The sequence below is a fragment of the Fibrobacterota bacterium genome, assembly GCA_019509785.1.
GTDB lineage: Bacteria > Fibrobacterota > Fibrobacteria > UBA11236 > UBA11236 > Chersky-265.
The window spans coordinates 51,732-68,359 of sequence record JAEKLQ010000044.1 but is presented as its reverse complement, the minus strand read 5'-3'; the positions used below and the strand labels follow the sequence as shown (position 1 = coordinate 68,359).

Here is a 16,628-nt window from a genome sequence, read left to right as displayed (position 1 = left end):
GTTCAGGGCTGAACGTAGGCGAGGATGTCCATGTCGGCGATCATCTTTTCGTCGCCATGGGCATGGAGGGCGAACTTGGCGAAGCCGAGGTTGGATTTGCTCTCGCGGAGGCCGGCGAGGAAATCCTGGATCTGCTGGAAGCTGCAATCGGCGGAGGCTTCCCAAACCATCTTCTTCACCTTACCGGCCTGGGCGGTCGCCAGCAACCGGGGTTCCTTGATGCGGATGCCGAGGTTGCCCGCCACCGTACGCATCTGCTTCAGTTCCTTTTGGACATCGGCCTTGGCCAGGACCCGGTCCGGAGGCGTGGGCATCGATTCCAGGGGATAGCGCACGGATCCGAAGAAGGAAAATTCCCTGGCGCGGCCGCGCGCGCCGGCGGGCACGTTCATGCCGGCTTTGACTTCCGCGCCGGCCAGGCTCGCGAGGCCTTCCTGGAACCGTTTCAGGTCCGCTTCATCGGCGGCGAGGCCATGGACGTAGAATTCCCCCGGGGGGGTGAAGATGAAATTCGCGAAGCCGACGTCCGGCGGCGTGACCGACTTGATGTCCTTCAGGATCCGCGTGGAAGCGTAGTTCTGGAATTCGATTTTCCGGGACGGGACCAATTCGGCATAGGTGGTCGCCGCGGGCGCCCGGGAGGCTTCCGGACGGAGGTCGCGTACCGTTTCTTCGACCGCGTTGGCGGTGACCTTGGCCGGCGGCGTGACGGCAGTCTCGGGCTTGGGTTTCGGGGGCGTTGGCGCCGCTACGGTCGGCTCCGGCTTGGAAAGGAGTCCGCCGAACAAGCCCGGGAACTGGAGCACGACGATAGTGACGACGGCTGTGAGGCACAGCGCCAGCAGGATGAGAACCTTCGACTTGCCGGATTTGGAGGGCTCTTCGAACACGAAGGGCTTCGTGGGGGCATCGAGCGGCTTCAGCAGGTTGATGCGGATCATTTCAGTTGTCCCCCCGCCGCCGCAGCGCCAAGCCAACCGCGCCGGCGCATTGCGGGGCCGATGGTTGGAAGATGGCGCTTTTCTCCGGACCCAGGGCGAAGTTGATTTCCTTGAAAGCATTGAGCACGAGCACTTCGGCGGACAGGTTGGCTTCCAGCACTTCGCGGAACTCATCGTCCAAGGCGAGGTCCCCGCATAAGACGATCTGGTCCACCCCGCCCGACGCATCCGCGGCGCGGTCAAAGGCGGCCCGCACCCGGCTGGCCAGCTCCAGGATCATGCCGGACTTGGCTTCGCCCGCCGATGACATGAAGCCGGGATCGACCGTGGTGCTCTCGAAGCCCAGGAATTGGCCGTTCTGGGTGCGCGAGCATTTGATGACGTGGGAATCGGCCTTGATGAGGAAGCTCCTGAGGGGCGCCTTTTCGGGGTAGTTCACTTCATAAACGTTTTGGGCCGCGAACACGTCCACGTCCAACACCGCTAGGCCGCACCCGCTTTGCTCCAGGATGGCCTTAAGGCGCAAGACTTCGCTGCGGCGGAAAGCGGCTACCAGATAGGTTCTGGCGCTCTCGTCCTGGTTCGAGCCCAAGGGCTGCCAATCCACCAGGTATTCCCCCACCGGCTGGATGAGGTACTGCTCCATCTCCCATTCGATGGCGTCGAGGATATTGTCCTCCCCATTGGGGATCTCGATCTGGCGGATCACCGCGTTTTCGCCGGCTACCGCGCCCACCAAATCGGCGTCCGGGGCGGAAATGTGCTTGGCGACGCTATGCTTGATCTGCTCGGCCAGGTACTGATCGTCATCCCAGCGGGTGGCATCCAAGGGCTTAATCGCCACGGTGGAAATCTGGTTTTCCTCCGGCAGGAATTCGACCAATTTCAGGAAGGAGCGGCTCAATTCCAGAGCCACCACGCTTGAGCTTTTTTTGGCCATGGTGGAATTATAATATTATATGCGGGGTGAGTTTTTCCAGCTTTTTCTCCCCTATCCCCTTGATCTGCAACAAGTCGCGGACGTCGCGGAACGGCCCATGGGCGCGTCGATAGGCAAGGATCGCTTCCGCGGTTTTCTCGCCTACGCCTTTGATCCGCATCAGACCGGCGGCATCGGCGCGATTGAGATCGATCTTACCGGAAGATCCGGGGCCGTCCAGGGGCGCCTTCCGCCTTGGATGGGAGGCATCGGTTACGCTAGCGGTCGGGACAGGGTCGAATGCCGAAGCAACATGACCCGGAAGCGCTGACGTCGCCAGGGTCGAGTCCGCGCCCGCCGTTCGATGAAAAGAGTCCAGCGAGCCGCCGGTATCGGCGATTGAGGGTGGATCGGCAGAGGCGCGACCCAGGGAATCGGCGGCTTGAGCGGAATCCTGGGCCAAGGTCGTCCTGTCCGGAAATGGCCCGAGCCGAACGGTCGCGCGGCGCCAGGCTTTTAGGCCGCCGCCGGCGGCCAGGAATACCAGGGTCATTGCGAGGTAGGTCTTTTCCGAGCGCGTCAGCATGGTTCCTCCACGATCAGGGGGGAAAATAGCCCTGCCTTCCCGAGGCCGGCGTGTCCGGGCGCACCCCGGCCACGCTCTCATTGCGAGAGCGGAAAGCGCCGTTCTGCAACCCTCCATCGCCCACGCGGCCCTAGCTTCCAGAGGTATGCCACGGATCCGACTCCCAGGTCTTGAAACGTTCCGGCGGCCTGGAGCGGCGGTCCGTTTGGACCGGGACCGGACCGGGACGGGATTCTTTCTGCCAATTCCGGGTCTTGGCGGTACTATATCCATCATCGTTCGTGAGGGTTATCATGACTAGATATTTCCTGCGGGCCGCCGCTGGCGTGGTCCTGCTTTCCCTGCCCCGGGCCGTGGCGGCGCAAGTCGTGAACGCGGAATGCGGTTTGCGAGGCGCCGATACCACTATTACTGGCGGCGTATTGACCAAGCAATGCCTGGATCCCGCCACCCTCAACGGCAAGAGCGTGCAGATACCGGCCAACGTGACCCGCATCGACAATACGGGGTTCGCTTTATGCGGGAGCGCCCTGCAGGAAGGCGGCCTGGCCGACATCGTTTACGTATTGGATCAGTCTGGTAGCATGCAGGTCGGCTCCGCCTGGATTTCCCCGGACAAGAAGGACACCATTTACCTGCAGAATACCAACTGCAACGGACTCAACAATAACGATTTCGGCGGCGCCTACGGCACCCTTACCATCCCCAATGAAACCGGGGTGCGGACCATTCCCGTCATCAATCCCAATAAAACGGTGGCGGGCTGCCCGGACAATACCGCGGGCGATCCCTTCACGCAGCGCGGCATCGCCTTCAAGGAGGCCATCCAATTCCAGGCCGAACGCGCGCCCAGCTCGATGGCGGGTTATCTCGGCTTCTCGGGGGGAGTGCTCAACCCGGTCCGCCCGGTAACGCTCAATTCTCCTACGAACATCAATCGGCTTTTGGACAACATCATCCTTCACCTCAATAACGGGACCAATTATACTGCCCCATTGGATTCCGCCAAGCGCTGGCTGTTGAGCCCTACCATCACCACGCCGACCCATTCCAAGGCCATCATTTTCCTTTCCGATGGCCGTCCCAGCCCTTCGGATCAGAACGGCTTGAAGGTCATCGATTCCCTGTACGCCGCTCAGCCCGGCAAGATGCCCCCGGTTTACGGAATCCTCCTTTCCAAACCTTCCTCGGATACGGCCATCCTCGATTCCATCTCCAAGCGCACCGGCGGGAAGTTCTTCCTGATCCCGCCCTCCCATCCGGATAGCCTTAAATCCGTGGTGGCCCGCATCCTGAACGTTATCCTGCGCCAGTACCATCCCGTGGGAGCGGTGGTGACCAACGGCAGCACGGCGCCCGCTTCGGTGGGGACGGCGGGACCGGCCGACTTCATCGCCCAGGGCAACAATGAATGGCTGTTCGGTTTCGACAAGATCGTCCCGCTCAACAAGCAGGCGGATAACCAAATAAAGTTGTCAACGGAATACGTGGATCAAACGGGGGCCGCAAAGGACACCACGGTCAACTTCATCCTCTCCACCAAGGGCCCGGAGGAATCGGCCAACAAGAACCTTCCCGGCACCCAGTTCAGCGTGGTCTGCCACGATCTGCCCCCTCTCATCGATCCGATCAAGGTGGCGTACATGAAGGACATCAACGGGGACGGCGCCGCCGATTTGCTCGTGATCGGTTTCTTCCAACCCTTGACCGGATTGCCGGCATCCCTGGACGCGTATTGGAACGACTTCGGGCCCGCCTTCAAGAACAAGGCCCCGCCCGCGCTTTCCTTCCTGCCCGGTAGCGGAAACAAGGTGATCCTGGCGGACTTCTCGGCTTCGCCTTGGCCCGTAGGCGTCACGTCCATCCCGGCCGGCGCGGCTCCCGTGGTGGTCCTGCCGACCGGCGGCGTATTCGGCGGGCAAAGCCATGCCATCGACGATTCCATCGGGCCGATCCTCCTCAGCGGCACGATAAAGCCCTTCGATGCTTCCAAGCTCCAGCCGGGCTTAGAGGCGAACATCGACACCATCACGGTTATCGCCTCCGAACCCATCCGTACCAAAGGGCAATGGACCACGGTCCTGTTGTGGTCGAAATCCGTGAACGGCAAGTGCGAGGATTTCGTGAACGCGCAGACGGTGGTGGTTACGCAGAGCCCTACTATCGACGGTTCCAACACCAAGCTTACCGTACTGGCCGATGCCGCGAACCCGAAAGGTTCGCCCACGAAAGGCGACTGCGTCTACCTGAACGTGGACGGGACCTACACCGACATGAATTTCAATCCGCCTCCCGTACATGGCGTCCCCTTGGACGGGACCCCGCCCCCGCGGAAAATCGATCTGTTCCGCGGGTATCCCCCGGTGGTCGGCCTCGACGCGGCCAATCCCGGATTCATGGTCACCAATCAGGATCCCCGCACGGGGAGTACCACCACCAGTTATTCCGTTCTGGATTCCGCCACCGGCAAATACACGGTTTCCTGGATCCCTCCGGTCGGATTCGTGGAGGGCCGTCCGTTCAATCCGGCCATCCCGGCCGTGACCTCCCCTTCGGTTGGCGTGGAGGGGACCGGCGTGACCACCATGCCTCCGGGAATCTCGACGATACAAGTCGTTTCGACGGGCAAGTACATCGCTGACATCACCATCTACGATAACCGGGGCACCTTCCTGAAAAGGTTCAAGCAGCCCTTCGGGTACAACGGGGAATTGAACAACCGCTACCGTATCGCGCCCAAAGGCGAAGTCAGCTATCTGGTCTGGGATCTGAAGGACGACCATGGCCGGAAGGCCGGCCAGGGAGTTTATATCTGGAAGGTCCTCTTCACCTTCGATAGCGGCAAGCAAGAGGTGCAGTATACCCGCACCGGCGTGATGCGTCGGCTCGGCTGGCAGGCTCCGTAGGGCGCATGGGCATTCATCTCGATTTCCTGGAAAGCGCGAAGTCGGAATTCACCCGTTACAAATCCCTCGGGCTCAAGTCCCTCGAAGCCCTATCGGAGCAGGAATTGAATACCGACGTCCGCGGGGCGAACTCCATCGCCATCATCGTCAAGCATTTGCATGGGAACATGAAATCGCGATGGACGAACCTTTTTACGGAAGACGGGGAAAAACCCGATCGGAACCGGGACGGCGAATTCGAGGAAGCCCGGCTCTCCAAGCAAAGGATCCTGGAGCTTTATGGGCGGGGATGGGGTTACTTGGAGGCCGCGCTCGGGGGACTGACCGAAGCGGATTTCGGGAAGCCGGTGGTGATCAGGAAAGAACCACTTTCATTGGTTCAAGCGATCCATCGGCAGGTTTCCCACTACGCCTACCACGTGGGGCAGATCGTGATCCTGGCGAAGCAGTTCCGGGGAGAGGATTGGAAGTCCCTATCGGTTCCGAAAGGGAAGTCGGGGGAATATACCCAAGGGACTTATACGAAGCCGTAGGGAAGATTGCGGGAGCCTTGTCCCGGAGTGGTTGGTCGGGACCCGGAAGAGACGGGTCTAACTTAAATCCCCCGCGCCTTACTCAGCGCCAGCACGATTTCCGGATCGAAGCGCTTCCCGCTCCCCTGCCGCACCACCTCGATCGCATCCGCTTCGCTGAGGGCTTCCCGATAGGGCCGCGCGCTCCGCATGGATATGAAGGCGTCCGCCACCGCAAGCAGCCTGGCCAAGGGCGAGATCGCCCTTCCCTTGATCCCGCGCGGACGGCCGCATCCGTCGTAGTTCTCCTGGAAGTCCTCCAGAACCCTCGCGGTGGTCTCCAGGCCGGGAATCGAGGCGATCCGTTCGCAGGCCCAAGCCGCCTGCGCGTGCACGAACTCCAGATCCTCGTCGGCCAGCACCTCCTTGTTTTCCAAAAGGCGTTGGGGCAGGCGCACCTTGGCGATGTCGTAGATGCGGCAAACCAGCGGCCAGGCCTCGGTGACCCCGTCGGGCCAATTCATTTCCTTCATCAGGATCCGGCCCAAGGCCTCCACCCGCTCGCCTTTGCTTTCGTAGCCGGGGCAATGCTCATCGACCATTTGGCCCACCAGGCGGGCCCAGGCTTCCAAGGGCTTACCCGGGAGGGCCCTGATCCCCAAGGCGAAGGTGGCCGCCAATTGGTTGAAAACCTCCAAGTCCACCGCGTCATATTTGGGGGAGGGCTTTTCCCGCCGGAAGATGAGGACCCCATGTAACGCGGAAGATACCTCTACCGGGAGCGACAGGAACCAGGCCGCGCGGCATTCCCCGTACGCCGGCGCATCCGTGACTTCGACGTCCACCTTTTCCGCGGTCGCGCGCGCGATCCGCAGCAGGAAAGCGTGCTGGTTCAGGTTATCCGCGTCGGGATAGATCACCTTGGCCCCGCTCAAGGCGGTGTCCGAGTCCGGCGAGGAAACCCAGTACCAGCCGCCGTCCGATCCCGTCAAGCGCGTGCCCAGCTTGATGACCTTGGAGGAGAGCTCGTCCATGGAAGCGGCATCGGCCGTCACCCGCGAAATGGAGTGCAGGGAAACCAGCTTGGAGTAGAGAAGATGCTCGTCCTTGACGCGCTTGGCGGAAAGGGCCTTCTCCGCGCGCTCGGCGATCTCTTCCAGGTGGAAAGGCTTGACCACGTAATCGAAGGCGCCGCCGCGAAGGGCCTGTACCGCGGAGGTGTGGGAAGGATTGCCGGTGGTGACGATGACGGGCACGTCGATGCCTTGCCGCTTCATCTTGTCCAGCAGATCCAGGCCCGACAGCCCATGCATGGCGATATCGGTGATGACCAGATCGAAAGGGCCGGCTTCCAAAAGGGCCAGGGCTTGCTCGGCTTGCGTCACCCCGACGGCGTCGTGGCCCTTCTCCTTGAAGAAGCGCGTGAGGATGTCGGCGATATGGCTTTCATCATCGATGATGATTAGACGGGCCATGATCTTTCCGAGCGGCTCCGGAACTATTCCGGGATCGCGGCCTTGACCAGGTGGTAGAAGAGCGGGCTGGGGCTGCGGAGGTTGCTGGTAAGTTCGGGATGGAACTGGCAGCCCATGAAATACTTGTGGCCCGGCAGTTCCATCACCTGCATGATGTTTTCGGTGGGGTGCTTGCCGGAAAAGACCAGCCCCTTCTCTTCGAGGCGGGAGATGTACTCCGGGTTCACCTCGTAGCGGTGGCGGAAGCGCTGGCGCACCAATCCCTGGTTGCCGAAGATGGAAAAGGCGCGCGTGCCGGGTTTTATCTCCACGTCGTGCCCGCCGAGGCGCATGGTGCCGCCCTTGGCGGTCACGTTCACCTGGCCGGGAAGGATGTCGATGACGGGATGCGGCACCACGATGCCTTCTTCGCGCACTTCGGTGGTGTTGGCGTCCTTGAGGCCGGCCACGTTGCGGGCGAATTCGACCACGGCGAGTTGCATCCCGTAACAAATGCCCAGGTAAGGGATGTTCTTCTCGCGCACGTACTTGATGACCTTGATCTTGCCTTCGATGCCGCGATGGCCGAACCCGCCGGGCACGATGACGCCGTTAACGCCCTCCAGGATGGCTTCGACCGCCCCGGGGGCTTCCAGCTTGGCGGTGTCCACCCACTTGATATCGACGCGCACGTTGAGATGGGCGCCGCAATGGGTGAGGGCCTCCACCACCGAAGCGTAGGAATCCTCCAGGGTGGTGTACTTGCCGCAGAGGGCGATGGTGACCACCTTGCGGGGATGCTCCTGGTTGTTCTTGATGTTGGTGACCCAGTTCTCCCATTGGCGCAGGTCGGGCGGCGAATAGATGCCGAGATAGCTATGCAAAAGCTCGGGCAAGCCTTCCTTCTCGTAGATGAGCGGGATCTCGTAGACCGAACGGACGTCCGGGCCAGAGATGACGGCGGTAGCCGGGATGTTGCAGTACGAGGCGATCTTCTCTTTGATGGAGGGCTTGAGCAACTCCGAGCAGCGCCCGATGATGATATCGGGCTCGATGCCTTTTTCGTTGAGCAGGCGCACCGACATCTGGGTGGGCTTGGACTTCTGCTCATGCACGCCTTCGGGCACGGGCACGTAGGTGAGATGGATATAGATGAGGTTGTCCGAGCCCACGTCCCGCTTCAGCTGGCGGATGGCCTCCAGGTAGAACTGGTTTTCCAAATCGCCCACCGTGCCCCCGACCTCGATGAGCAGCACGTCGGCGTTTTCCTTGGCCGCGATGTCATGGTACCAGTTCTTGATGGAATCGGTGACGTGGGGGATGAACTGGACGGTCTTGCCCAGGTAATCGCCGCGCCGCTCCTTATCCAGGATGTTCTTGAACACCTTCCCCATGGTGAGGTTCCAATAGAACTTGGTCTCGATGCCCATGAAGCGTTCGTAATGGCCGAAGTCCATGTCCACTTCGCCGCCATCGTCCTGCACGAACACTTCGCCGTGCTCGATGGGATTCATGGTGCCCGGATCGGTATTGAGGTACCCGTCGCACTTGACGGGGATGACCTTGAGGCGGCCCGACAGCAGATTGCCGATGGAAGCCGCGGCGATGCCCTTGCCCAGGCCCGAAAGCACGCCCCCGGTCACGACGATATATTTGCAAGTGGCTTTACGGGGCTTGGACACGGTTCACACCTTCCTGGACGGACTGGGATTCCACAATTATAACTCTAATGGCTTGGCTTAAGCCGGAGTTCGCGCTGTCTGCGGGGCTAAACGGGAGTAGGGCTCGCGGCCCTTTTCTATCTCGGGGAGAATCATCCGCTTGCCGGTTCCGGGGTCGGCTCCTCCCCCATCCGATGAAGGGCGGAATGCCGAAAAAACCGGTCCGAAAATACACGGCGCCTCCAAGCCGGGAAAGATACGTAATTGCTTACCGAAAATAAACCATGGCACCGTAGTGAGCGCAACGCCAAAATGACCCGCGAGAATTATCGGGATCCAGGAGCGAAGGACGTGGCATCGGCGGAGAAGTCCCGCTCGAGCAGCGCCAGGGCGAGTTCCGCATCCCTAGGGACATCCACGGCTTGGCTGGGCCAGGAGCATGCGTGGGCCCGGATGGGGGCCAATGCGAGATCGCGCAGCATCTCATGGCTTATCGAGACTTCCGGGCCGGATGGGGCCAATTCGGCATATTGGCAGAGGAAACTTTTTGAATAGGCGTACGCGCCGAATTGCAAGCGCGAATCGGCCACGGGTACGCGCGGCGTCGAGCGGTAGAAATCCGATACGTGCCCGGTCGCGTCCAGGCCGGCCTTGCAGCGATTGGGGTTGGCGAGATCGGCGGGATCGGCGGGCCGGTCCTCGACCAGGATATGGACCTCGCGGGGCTCATGCGCTAGCGCGCCGGCCAAGAGACGCAGGGCCGCGGGGGCGAAGGCGGGCTCATCCCCTTGCAGGTTGACGATCAAATCGTTGCGGAGCAGATGGAGGTGCCTGCCGATGCGATCGGTCCCGTTGGCCGCGGGGCCGGAAAGCAAGGCGCGGAAGCCGGCGGCTTCGACGGCGGCCTGGATTTCGTCCGCATCCGTTAAGCAGATGATTTCGTCGAAACAGCCGGCCTCGCGCGCGCGGCGCAGGGTATGTACGACGATGGGGGTCCCAAGCAGGGGATGCAGCATCTTGCCCGGGAAGCGGCTGGAGGCCAGCCGGGCGGGAACGACGCAGCTGACCGGGGCCAACTCAGCCGCCGATCACCTTCGGGATCGAGAAATGGTCCATGTTGACCGACGGCGCGTTGGCGAAGGTCTTTTCCTTGGGCAGACTGACATGGGGTTCGTCGGGGCGGAGCGGACGGGTAGAGGTATCGACGGCGAGCATCGGCTCCACGTCCTTGAGATCGATTTCCTTGAGCATGGCCATATAACCGACCAGCTTGTCCAGCGAGCCCGTCATTTTCTCCACGTCGGCATCGGAGAGCTCGAGGCGGGCCAGCTTGGCCATCTTGAGGACTTGTTCGCGACTGACTTCCATCCTGACTCCGGGGTTGCGATCGGCGCGGGCCGCGCCAAGGAGCAAAGATAGCAAAAGGCCCTGTCCTCTCATGGAATCGGAGAGGGCGCCAGGGCGGAGGCGGTCCATGGGGCCTGGACGCGGGGCGGAACCGCACGGCCTTCCCCGCCGGAGGCCAGCGCCCGTTTGGCCAGCAGCCCGGCCAGCTCAGGATAGATCCTCTCCACGCAGGCTGGGCAAATCCCATGGCTCAGCCGGTTGGACGGGAGCAGGCGCCGGTAATCCAGGTCCCGGGCCCAAGCGCCCGCCTCGTTTTTGATCGACCCGCATCCGCAGCAAATGGAAATGATGTCCGGCATCCTGAACCCCTGGGGTTGATACCTCCATTGGACGCTTGGCCCGGGAAAAGGTTGCGTTCCGGCAGCGCGATCGGGGGGATAAAACGTCTTCGCGCTGCGAAAATACGGAATCGTGACCCTTCCGTGACGATCAGTCCCCGGCGTCCGGAGCCCGGCTTCCATCGATTGGAGCGCGACCCAGAGCGTCTTCACTCCCGTCCCCATGCGGGAATAACAAAGTCGGAGAGGGCGCCTTCGGGAACCGCTCGGCGATCTTGCGCGACCGTCCGGGCCGTAGCGCGGTTCCCGTCCCGTCGTTGAAGAAGACGAAGGCGCCGCGGCGGCGGGCGACCAGGATATCCGGCCGTCCGTCCCCGTTCACGTCCGCGATGGTTATTTGGGTTCCGATGCCGGCTTCGCTATCGATGAGGTAAGGCGTGAAACGCGGCGCCTGCCCGGCGGGCCGCGTCAACTTGAACCAATAGAGCACCGCGGGCGAATCGATGTCGGCGACGCCGTTGCCATGGGCGCCCTTCCTCTTGCCGGTGATGATGTCCTTCAATCCGTCTCCGTCCAGGTCGGCCAGGGCCAGCGCGTGCAATTGCGAAAACGCGACCCCGTATTTGGCCTTCTCGGAAGGCAGCCCCACGAGCTGATGCGCATCGAAGGCGAGGCCTCCGCCCTTATTCTCGAACCAGGACAAACCGAAGCCATGCGCTTGCAAGCTGGTTACGATATCGTTGTCCCCGTCGCCGTCCACATCGTAGGCGTACATCTGCGCGCCTCCCGGACTTTCCTGAGGCGCAGCCTGCCCGCCTAAGGTGGCGGCGTGAAAGGTCCACGGCGTGTCCGCGACGGCTGCGGGATGTTCCCACCAGCCGGTGGAGAACATCAGATCGAGTCGCCCGTCGCCATTGACGTCCCCGGCGCCAATGCCATGCGTATACGAGCCCCAGTTCTGGACCTGGGTGACACGATGTAAAGACCAGGGGGAAGCGGGTTTGGACCAATCGGGCGCGATCCAACCGCCATACCCGCCGGAATTGGTGATCAACTCGGGCTTGCCGTCGCCGTCCATGTCGAGAAGGGTCGCCGATTCGTTTTGGACGACGGAGTGGACCACGTGCTCGGGCCAGAGACCTCCCGCGCCCTTGGGATTCTCGTACCAGACGGCTTCCATCCCGCCATTCTGCCGCGTGGAGAGGACGTCGAGCCATCCGTCGCCGTTGAAGTCGAAAGGGAAGACGGAGTAGCAATCGGAATCGCCGGTGGTATCGAAGGGGGTGGTCCGCGGTTGGCGGAAGTCCACTTTGCGCGCGAAGTCGGGGCCTGGGTAATAATAGGGCCCGGCCACGATATCGATGATGCCGTCATGATCCAGATCGCCGGCGCTGATGCCTTCCGAATAGAATTGCGGATTGAGGCAGAGCTTGCGGAAATGAAGGGGGCCTTCCTGGGCATGAAGCGGCAGCGCGGGGATCGCGATGAGGACCGATGCCAGGGAGAATGCAAAACCTGGTGAGCGCTTCGGCATGAATCCCCCTTCCGGCCGCGAGGCCGGATGCGATCGCCCGTAGAAGTAAGGAATCCCCGGGCCGCCAGTAGAAGATAAGGCGTTTAGGCCGAGCCTGCCACGCGCATCCCTACGGCGTTAGGCCAGAACGGCCTAACCTCGGACGGTTACTTGCCGTGCGATAGGACCTGGGGGGCTAAGGATCGCCCGTCCAGCCCATAGATGCCGCCCTTCCCTTCCAGAACCAGGGAGCTCCCGCGCACGCGCATCCGGTAGCCCGGGGGCGTCCGGGCCGCGCCGGGAACGGATCGTAACGCCGCGATGCCGAGAGACTCCAAAGGGAAATGGCCGTAATGCATGTTTTTCGAATTCCAGGTCATGACCTTGACCGCCGCCGCGCGGGGATCTCCGGCGGAAGGTAGCGCGAAGGTTACCGATCCTCCCGTTCCCAGGGCCGCCCGGCCCTCGGCCACCACGGTCTCCCGGACGTATTTCCGATCGCGCTGGGCCTGGTTGGCGGAAAGGATGACGGCGTTCCAGGGCAAGGAATCGATGCGGACCAGCTGGAAGCAGGCGGAATCCCCGGGCGCGCCCGCGCCTTCCAAGATCAGGCGTCCCGGCCCGCTGCCTTGCGCCGGAACCAGATCGAGGATGGGCGGATGCAGGCTCAGGCCCGGATCGCCAAGCAGCACATAGGCGGCCGCGTTCCGCATATCCGTGGCTCCTATGGAAGCGTCGGCCCGCTTGGCCGCCGCGACGGCGGCGCCTACGGTCCCGCCCCGCGCCGCAGCGGAATCGAAAGCGCGCGCGAGGTTGAGATTGGGCCCTGGATAGGTCAGGCTGGTCGCGCCCAGGAAGGCGATGGCGCCATCGGGATGGAGCAGCAAATCCCGGCCGATGACGCTCCCGGGGTCCACGAATCGGGCGACCGAGGCGGAAAGCGCGACCACCACCGGTTGCAACCGTTTCGTCCGCAAACGCGGCAAGTCCCCCGGGACCATGAACATCTTCTCATCGGTGAACTGGGAAGGATTTCCCGTCCCTACCCAATACGCCCGCGCCGGACCGGCATTGAGCAAGGCCACGGCGCTGTCCCTGGCCTCCGGCTTGGTCCCGTCAGAATGCAAAGGGAATTCGATAGAGAGGACCCGGCGCACGAAAGGCTTCACCTTCAACCCCTCCCAGAGATCGTAATGATTCTCGGGAAAGTTCTGGATCGGCATCAGGCTGTCCGGGAGCCCGATCTGGATATCGTCATCGCTGAGGTACCCGTAGGTGAAGGCCTGGGGCCCGTAAGGGAAAGCCGACTCGTAATCCTCCACCTTGTCTAAATAGGCATCGGCCTGTTCCGGCGTCGACGCGGGGATGCGGCCCAAGGCGAAGCGCGGGCCAAAGTCATCGGCATGGGCGATGCTGTCGAAGAATTCCGTGTAGGCATCGTCGGTGGTCAAGGTATCGACACCGGGAGGAGGTTGGATCAAGGAGGGCGATTCTTCCCGATAGACGGGTACATGGTTGGCGGCAGAGGCATCGTCGAAGGATGCGCCTCCCATCAAGGCAACGTGGCCCATCTCGTGGGGGGAAGCGCGATAGCGCGAGGCCAGATAATCACGCAGGGAAGTCCAGCGCCATCCCGTGGGCGGGAAAGCGCGGTAGATATCGCCCATATCGGCCACGCAGGGATGCGCGGCGATGGCCGGCGTAACGCGATGCCGCAAATCGGCCAGGCGCCTGGCCTGCGGGGCAAGGACCGAGTCCGTGATGACGAGGTAATCGCAGGGGCCCGCCGGCAGGGCGGAACGGGCCGGGCCGGGAAGGCCTGCGGCGACCATGGCCACGGTCGCGAAGAACGGATCGAGGGTACGACGAAGCATGCTTCCTCCTGGTTTCGTAAGTTCGATGCGCGAGCGCAAGCGAATGTATCAAGGGGAAGCCGCGGGGCGCAAGGGCGGGAAGACCGTTTTCCGAACAAGTACGTTAGCGATACGTTTTCAATACACTTCCGTTTTCAATACACTTCCAGCCGGACCGTTGCACTACGATAATTGGTCCCTGGAACGACCGCCTGGAAGGTATGCGGCCCCGCGCGCATAGGCCATTTCAAGGTGAAAGGGAATTTCACCTCGGCCACCTCTTCCCCATCGGCGAGCCACAGGACGGTGGCAGGCGCGGGATCGATGCGGCAGGCGATGGGCAAGACGCTCGCGCCCTCCGGCATCTCCGGATCGATGAAGAAGCGCGAACCTCCGCGGGGGGAGGTGATGGAGAGAGCGTAACGGTCTGCGAATCCTTGGCCGCCGCATTCCGGGCTATAGCGATCGGGCGGGACCTCCAGGCCCTGGGCGGCGGCCCATTCACGATAACGCGGTTCCAGCACGGTGAAGCGTTTCCACCGTATGGGCACGGGGCAGCCGGGGTAGGCCAATAGCCCATTGCGCGCATCCACCGGCAAGGTCTGTTGCGCATCGCTGTACTCCAGCGGCTCGGTGCCGGGCTTGAAGTATTCGGTGGTGACGTAAGGCGTAAAGCGGTCCGCGCGCTTTCCGGTGAGCCGGCAGATGGGCACGGGGACGTAACCGGGAGGATACGGGGTTTCGCCGTCTCGCAGGCCGTCCAGGCGATCGGGGTGCAAAGCGTACAGCATGCGTTTGGCGATGCGCGCGGCGCCTTCGTACCCGCTGAGCCCCTTTGTGGGCGAAAAATCGGCATTGCCGATCCAAACCCCGACCAGGTAGGTATCGCTGAAAGCCATGCACCAGGAATCGCGGTAGCCTTCGGAGGTGCCGGTCTTGACGGAGACCGCGAAGGGATATTCGAGGTTGCCGCCCCGGGGGAAGCCCGGCAGGCGGGCCACGGGATCGGCCAGGAAGCGGCGGATCATCATGGCGATATCGGCAGGCATAACGCGCTCGGGCTCGGCATGGGCGGATTCGGGTTCTACCGCGGTTCGTCCCGTGGCGCTGTCCGGCAATTCCCAAACCAGAGGGCGGCGCTCTCCCTGGTTGGCCAAGGCCAGATAGGCCTCGGCCACCTGTTGCAGGGAGCAATACAACCCTCCGATGGAAAGGCCCAAGCCGTAGTGGCCCGCCTGGCCGTCGTCGCGCGCCAGCCCCAGGGCGACGCAGCGCCGGTAGAATTCATCCACGCCCACCGCCTTCAATACTTCCACGGCGGGGATGTTGCGGCTATTGGCCAGGGCGTTCTTGTACAGCACCGGGCCCAGGTATTTATGATCGTAATCCTCCGGCACGAAGGAGTGGTTCCCGGTCCCGAAGTCGTGGCCCTGATCGTCGAGCACGGTAGCGGCCGTGTAACCTTTCCACTCCATGCCCATGGCGTAAATGAAAGGCTTGAGCAGGCTCCCCGTGGACCGGGGCAGGTTGGCGAAATCGATGGCGCCGCCGCGCGGGTCGAAATAACCCTGCGAGCCTACATAGGCGAGGACCTGGCCCCGACGGACGTCCAGCACCAGGGCGGCGGCGTTGCCGGCCTCCCATTTCAGGAGTTGGGGCAGCTCGCGCCGGAGCAGGGATTGCAGGGTATCCTGCACGGCGAGGTCGAGGGTGGTTCGTTCTTCGCCGCGGGGATGCGCGGGTACGGCCGTGTGCGCGGCTGCCGTATGAACGGCGGCTTGGCGCAGGTAATGCAGCACGCTGGGATCGCGCGATTGGCGGGCCGGCCGATCCAAGGAGGCCAATTCCGCCAACGCCCCGTCCCGCTTCTCCGCATCGATGAAACCGTAAGCCTGGGCCCGCTTCAGGATGAGGGCCGCGCGACGCCGGGCCCCCGCGAAGCCCTCCACGTCGAAGAGGTTATAGCGAGAAGGCGCCTTAGGCAACGCGGCCAACAAAGCCGCTTCGGCCAGGCTCACGTCCTGGACGGGTTTCCGGAAATAGCGGCGGGCCGCGCAGGCCGCCCCCGAAATGCGGTTGCCGTAGGGAGCGTCGCGGAAATAGGCGCGCAGGATCCCGGTCCGGCCCAGGCGCGCGGTGAGACCTAAGGCCGCGGCGGCATCGTGGATTTTCCAATACCAGCCGGCGCCCCCGGAGCGTTGCAGGCGGGCCACCTGCATGGCCAAGGTGGAAGCGCCCCGCTGGGGGCCGCGACGCAGGTAATGGTCGCGGAAGGCCCCGGCGACCGCGCGCGCGTCGATGCCGGGATGGGAGGCGAAGCGGCGGTCCTCGGCGGCCAGGGCGGCGGCGATCAGGGCGGGAGGCAGGGAATCGGGCATGTCCCAGTACCCGAAATCGCCTTGGCCGTTATCGAGGGCGGCGATGAAGCGCCAATTGCGATCGAGCAGATGCAGCGAAGGCGTGCGCGCCTTGAGGCGCGCGTCGAAAAGGCCATGGACGATGGGTATTAACGGCAGCGCCAGCAATAGGGCCGCCCAACCGCGGCGGGCCTTCACGAACCCGGAAGGGGTTTTGCCGGATGGAGGGAACGCGGCCATT

At 62.9% G+C, this 16,628-nt stretch carries 13 protein-coding genes; 2 read left to right on the top strand and 11 right to left on the bottom strand.

Going from position 1 to position 16,628, the window contains the following annotated elements:
* Positions 1-2: 2 nt before the first annotated feature.
* From JF616_13250 to JF616_13240, 3 genes are read right to left on the bottom strand one after another with little or no spacing between them, the layout of a single operon-like run.
* Entirely contained in the window at positions 3-941 is a 939-nt protein-coding gene (locus JF616_13250; protein MBW8888717.1) for a hypothetical protein, read from the bottom strand.
* 1 nt (position 942) lies between these two features.
* Positions 943-1,881 carry a pilus assembly protein PilM gene (gene pilM, locus JF616_13245; GenBank protein MBW8888716.1) on the bottom strand — a complete coding sequence of 313 codons (939 nt, stop codon included), beginning with the start codon at positions 1,879-1,881 and terminating at the stop codon, positions 943-945.
* 7 nt (positions 1,882-1,888) lie between these two features.
* Positions 1,889-2,413 (bottom strand): helix-hairpin-helix domain-containing protein, encoded by a 525-nt coding sequence (locus JF616_13240; protein MBW8888715.1) that lies wholly within the window; start codon positions 2,411-2,413, stop codon positions 1,889-1,891.
* Between the two features lie 326 nt (positions 2,414-2,739).
* Between JF616_13240 and JF616_13235 the strand changes: the two genes are divergently transcribed.
* Together JF616_13235 and JF616_13230 are read left to right on the top strand one after the other, a co-directional pair.
* A complete protein-coding gene (locus JF616_13235) occupies positions 2,740-5,352 on the top strand; it encodes a VWA domain-containing protein (GenBank protein MBW8888714.1) in 2,613 nt (870 codons plus the stop codon).
* A gap of 5 nt (positions 5,353-5,357) precedes the next feature.
* Entirely contained in the window at positions 5,358-5,885 is a 528-nt protein-coding gene (locus JF616_13230) for a DUF1572 family protein (GenBank protein ID MBW8888713.1), read from the top strand.
* Between the two features lie 62 nt (positions 5,886-5,947).
* Here the strand turns inward: JF616_13230 and JF616_13225 are convergent, their stop codons facing one another.
* The 8 genes from JF616_13225 to JF616_13190 all read right to left on the bottom strand — a co-directional run bounded on the left by JF616_13225 (position 5,948) and on the right by JF616_13190 (position 16,627).
* Positions 5,948-7,339 carry a response regulator gene (locus JF616_13225; GenBank protein ID MBW8888712.1) on the bottom strand — a complete coding sequence of 464 codons (1,392 nt, stop codon included), beginning with the start codon at positions 7,337-7,339 and terminating at the stop codon, positions 5,948-5,950.
* Between the two features lie 23 nt (positions 7,340-7,362).
* Complete coding sequence (pyrG, locus tag JF616_13220; GenBank protein MBW8888711.1) at positions 7,363-9,000, bottom strand: CTP synthase (glutamine hydrolyzing); 1,638 nt, start codon at positions 8,998-9,000, stop codon at positions 7,363-7,365.
* A gap of 305 nt (positions 9,001-9,305) precedes the next feature.
* Positions 9,306-10,055, bottom strand: coding sequence for an NTP transferase domain-containing protein (locus JF616_13215; protein MBW8888710.1), 750 nt, complete (start codon positions 10,053-10,055; stop codon positions 9,306-9,308).
* A gap of 1 nt (position 10,056) precedes the next feature.
* Positions 10,057-10,347, bottom strand: a complete 291-nt coding sequence (gatC, locus tag JF616_13210) for an Asp-tRNA(Asn)/Glu-tRNA(Gln) amidotransferase subunit GatC (protein MBW8888709.1) — start codon at positions 10,345-10,347, stop codon at positions 10,057-10,059.
* A gap of 68 nt (positions 10,348-10,415) precedes the next feature.
* On the bottom strand, positions 10,416-10,685 hold the full coding sequence (locus tag JF616_13205; protein ID MBW8888708.1) for a hypothetical protein: 270 nt from the start codon (positions 10,683-10,685) through the stop codon (positions 10,416-10,418).
* A gap of 130 nt (positions 10,686-10,815) precedes the next feature.
* Complete coding sequence (locus tag JF616_13200; protein ID MBW8888707.1) at positions 10,816-12,198, bottom strand: VCBS repeat-containing protein; 1,383 nt, start codon at positions 12,196-12,198, stop codon at positions 10,816-10,818.
* Between the two features lie 146 nt (positions 12,199-12,344).
* Complete coding sequence (locus JF616_13195; GenBank protein ID MBW8888706.1) at positions 12,345-14,051, bottom strand: hypothetical protein; 1,707 nt, start codon at positions 14,049-14,051, stop codon at positions 12,345-12,347.
* Positions 14,052-14,185: 134 nt separating this feature from the next.
* Positions 14,186-16,627, bottom strand: a complete 2,442-nt coding sequence (locus JF616_13190) for a transglycosylase domain-containing protein (protein MBW8888705.1) — start codon at positions 16,625-16,627, stop codon at positions 14,186-14,188.
* Between the last annotated feature and the right edge of the window lies 1 nt (position 16,628).

Bases quoted from the DNA above. Each gene is read 5' to 3' on its own strand.
- JF616_13205 (MBW8888708.1), bottom strand. From the start codon at position 10,685: ATGCCGGACATCATTTCCATTTGCTGCGGATGCGGGTCGATCAAAAAC.
- JF616_13225 (MBW8888712.1), bottom strand. From the start codon at position 7,339: ATGGCCCGTCTAATCATCATCGATGATGAAAGCCATATCGCCGACATC.
- JF616_13190 (MBW8888705.1), bottom strand. From the start codon at position 16,627: ATGGCCGCGTTCCCTCCATCCGGCAAAACCCCTTCCGGGTTCGTGAAG.
- JF616_13235 (MBW8888714.1), top strand. From the start codon at position 2,740: ATGACTAGATATTTCCTGCGGGCCGCCGCTGGCGTGGTCCTGCTTTCC.
- JF616_13200 (MBW8888707.1), bottom strand. From the start codon at position 12,198: ATGCCGAAGCGCTCACCAGGTTTTGCATTCTCCCTGGCATCGGTCCTC.
- JF616_13230 (MBW8888713.1), top strand. From the start codon at position 5,358: ATGGGCATTCATCTCGATTTCCTGGAAAGCGCGAAGTCGGAATTCACC.
- JF616_13240 (MBW8888715.1), bottom strand. From the start codon at position 2,413: ATGACCCTGGTATTCCTGGCCGCCGGCGGCGGCCTAAAAGCCTGGCGC.
- gatC (MBW8888709.1), bottom strand. From the start codon at position 10,347: ATGGAAGTCAGTCGCGAACAAGTCCTCAAGATGGCCAAGCTGGCCCGC.
- JF616_13250 (MBW8888717.1), bottom strand. From the start codon at position 941: ATGATCCGCATCAACCTGCTGAAGCCGCTCGATGCCCCCACGAAGCCC.
- JF616_13195 (MBW8888706.1), bottom strand. From the start codon at position 14,051: ATGCTTCGTCGTACCCTCGATCCGTTCTTCGCGACCGTGGCCATGGTC.
- pilM (MBW8888716.1), bottom strand. From the start codon at position 1,881: ATGGCCAAAAAAAGCTCAAGCGTGGTGGCTCTGGAATTGAGCCGCTCC.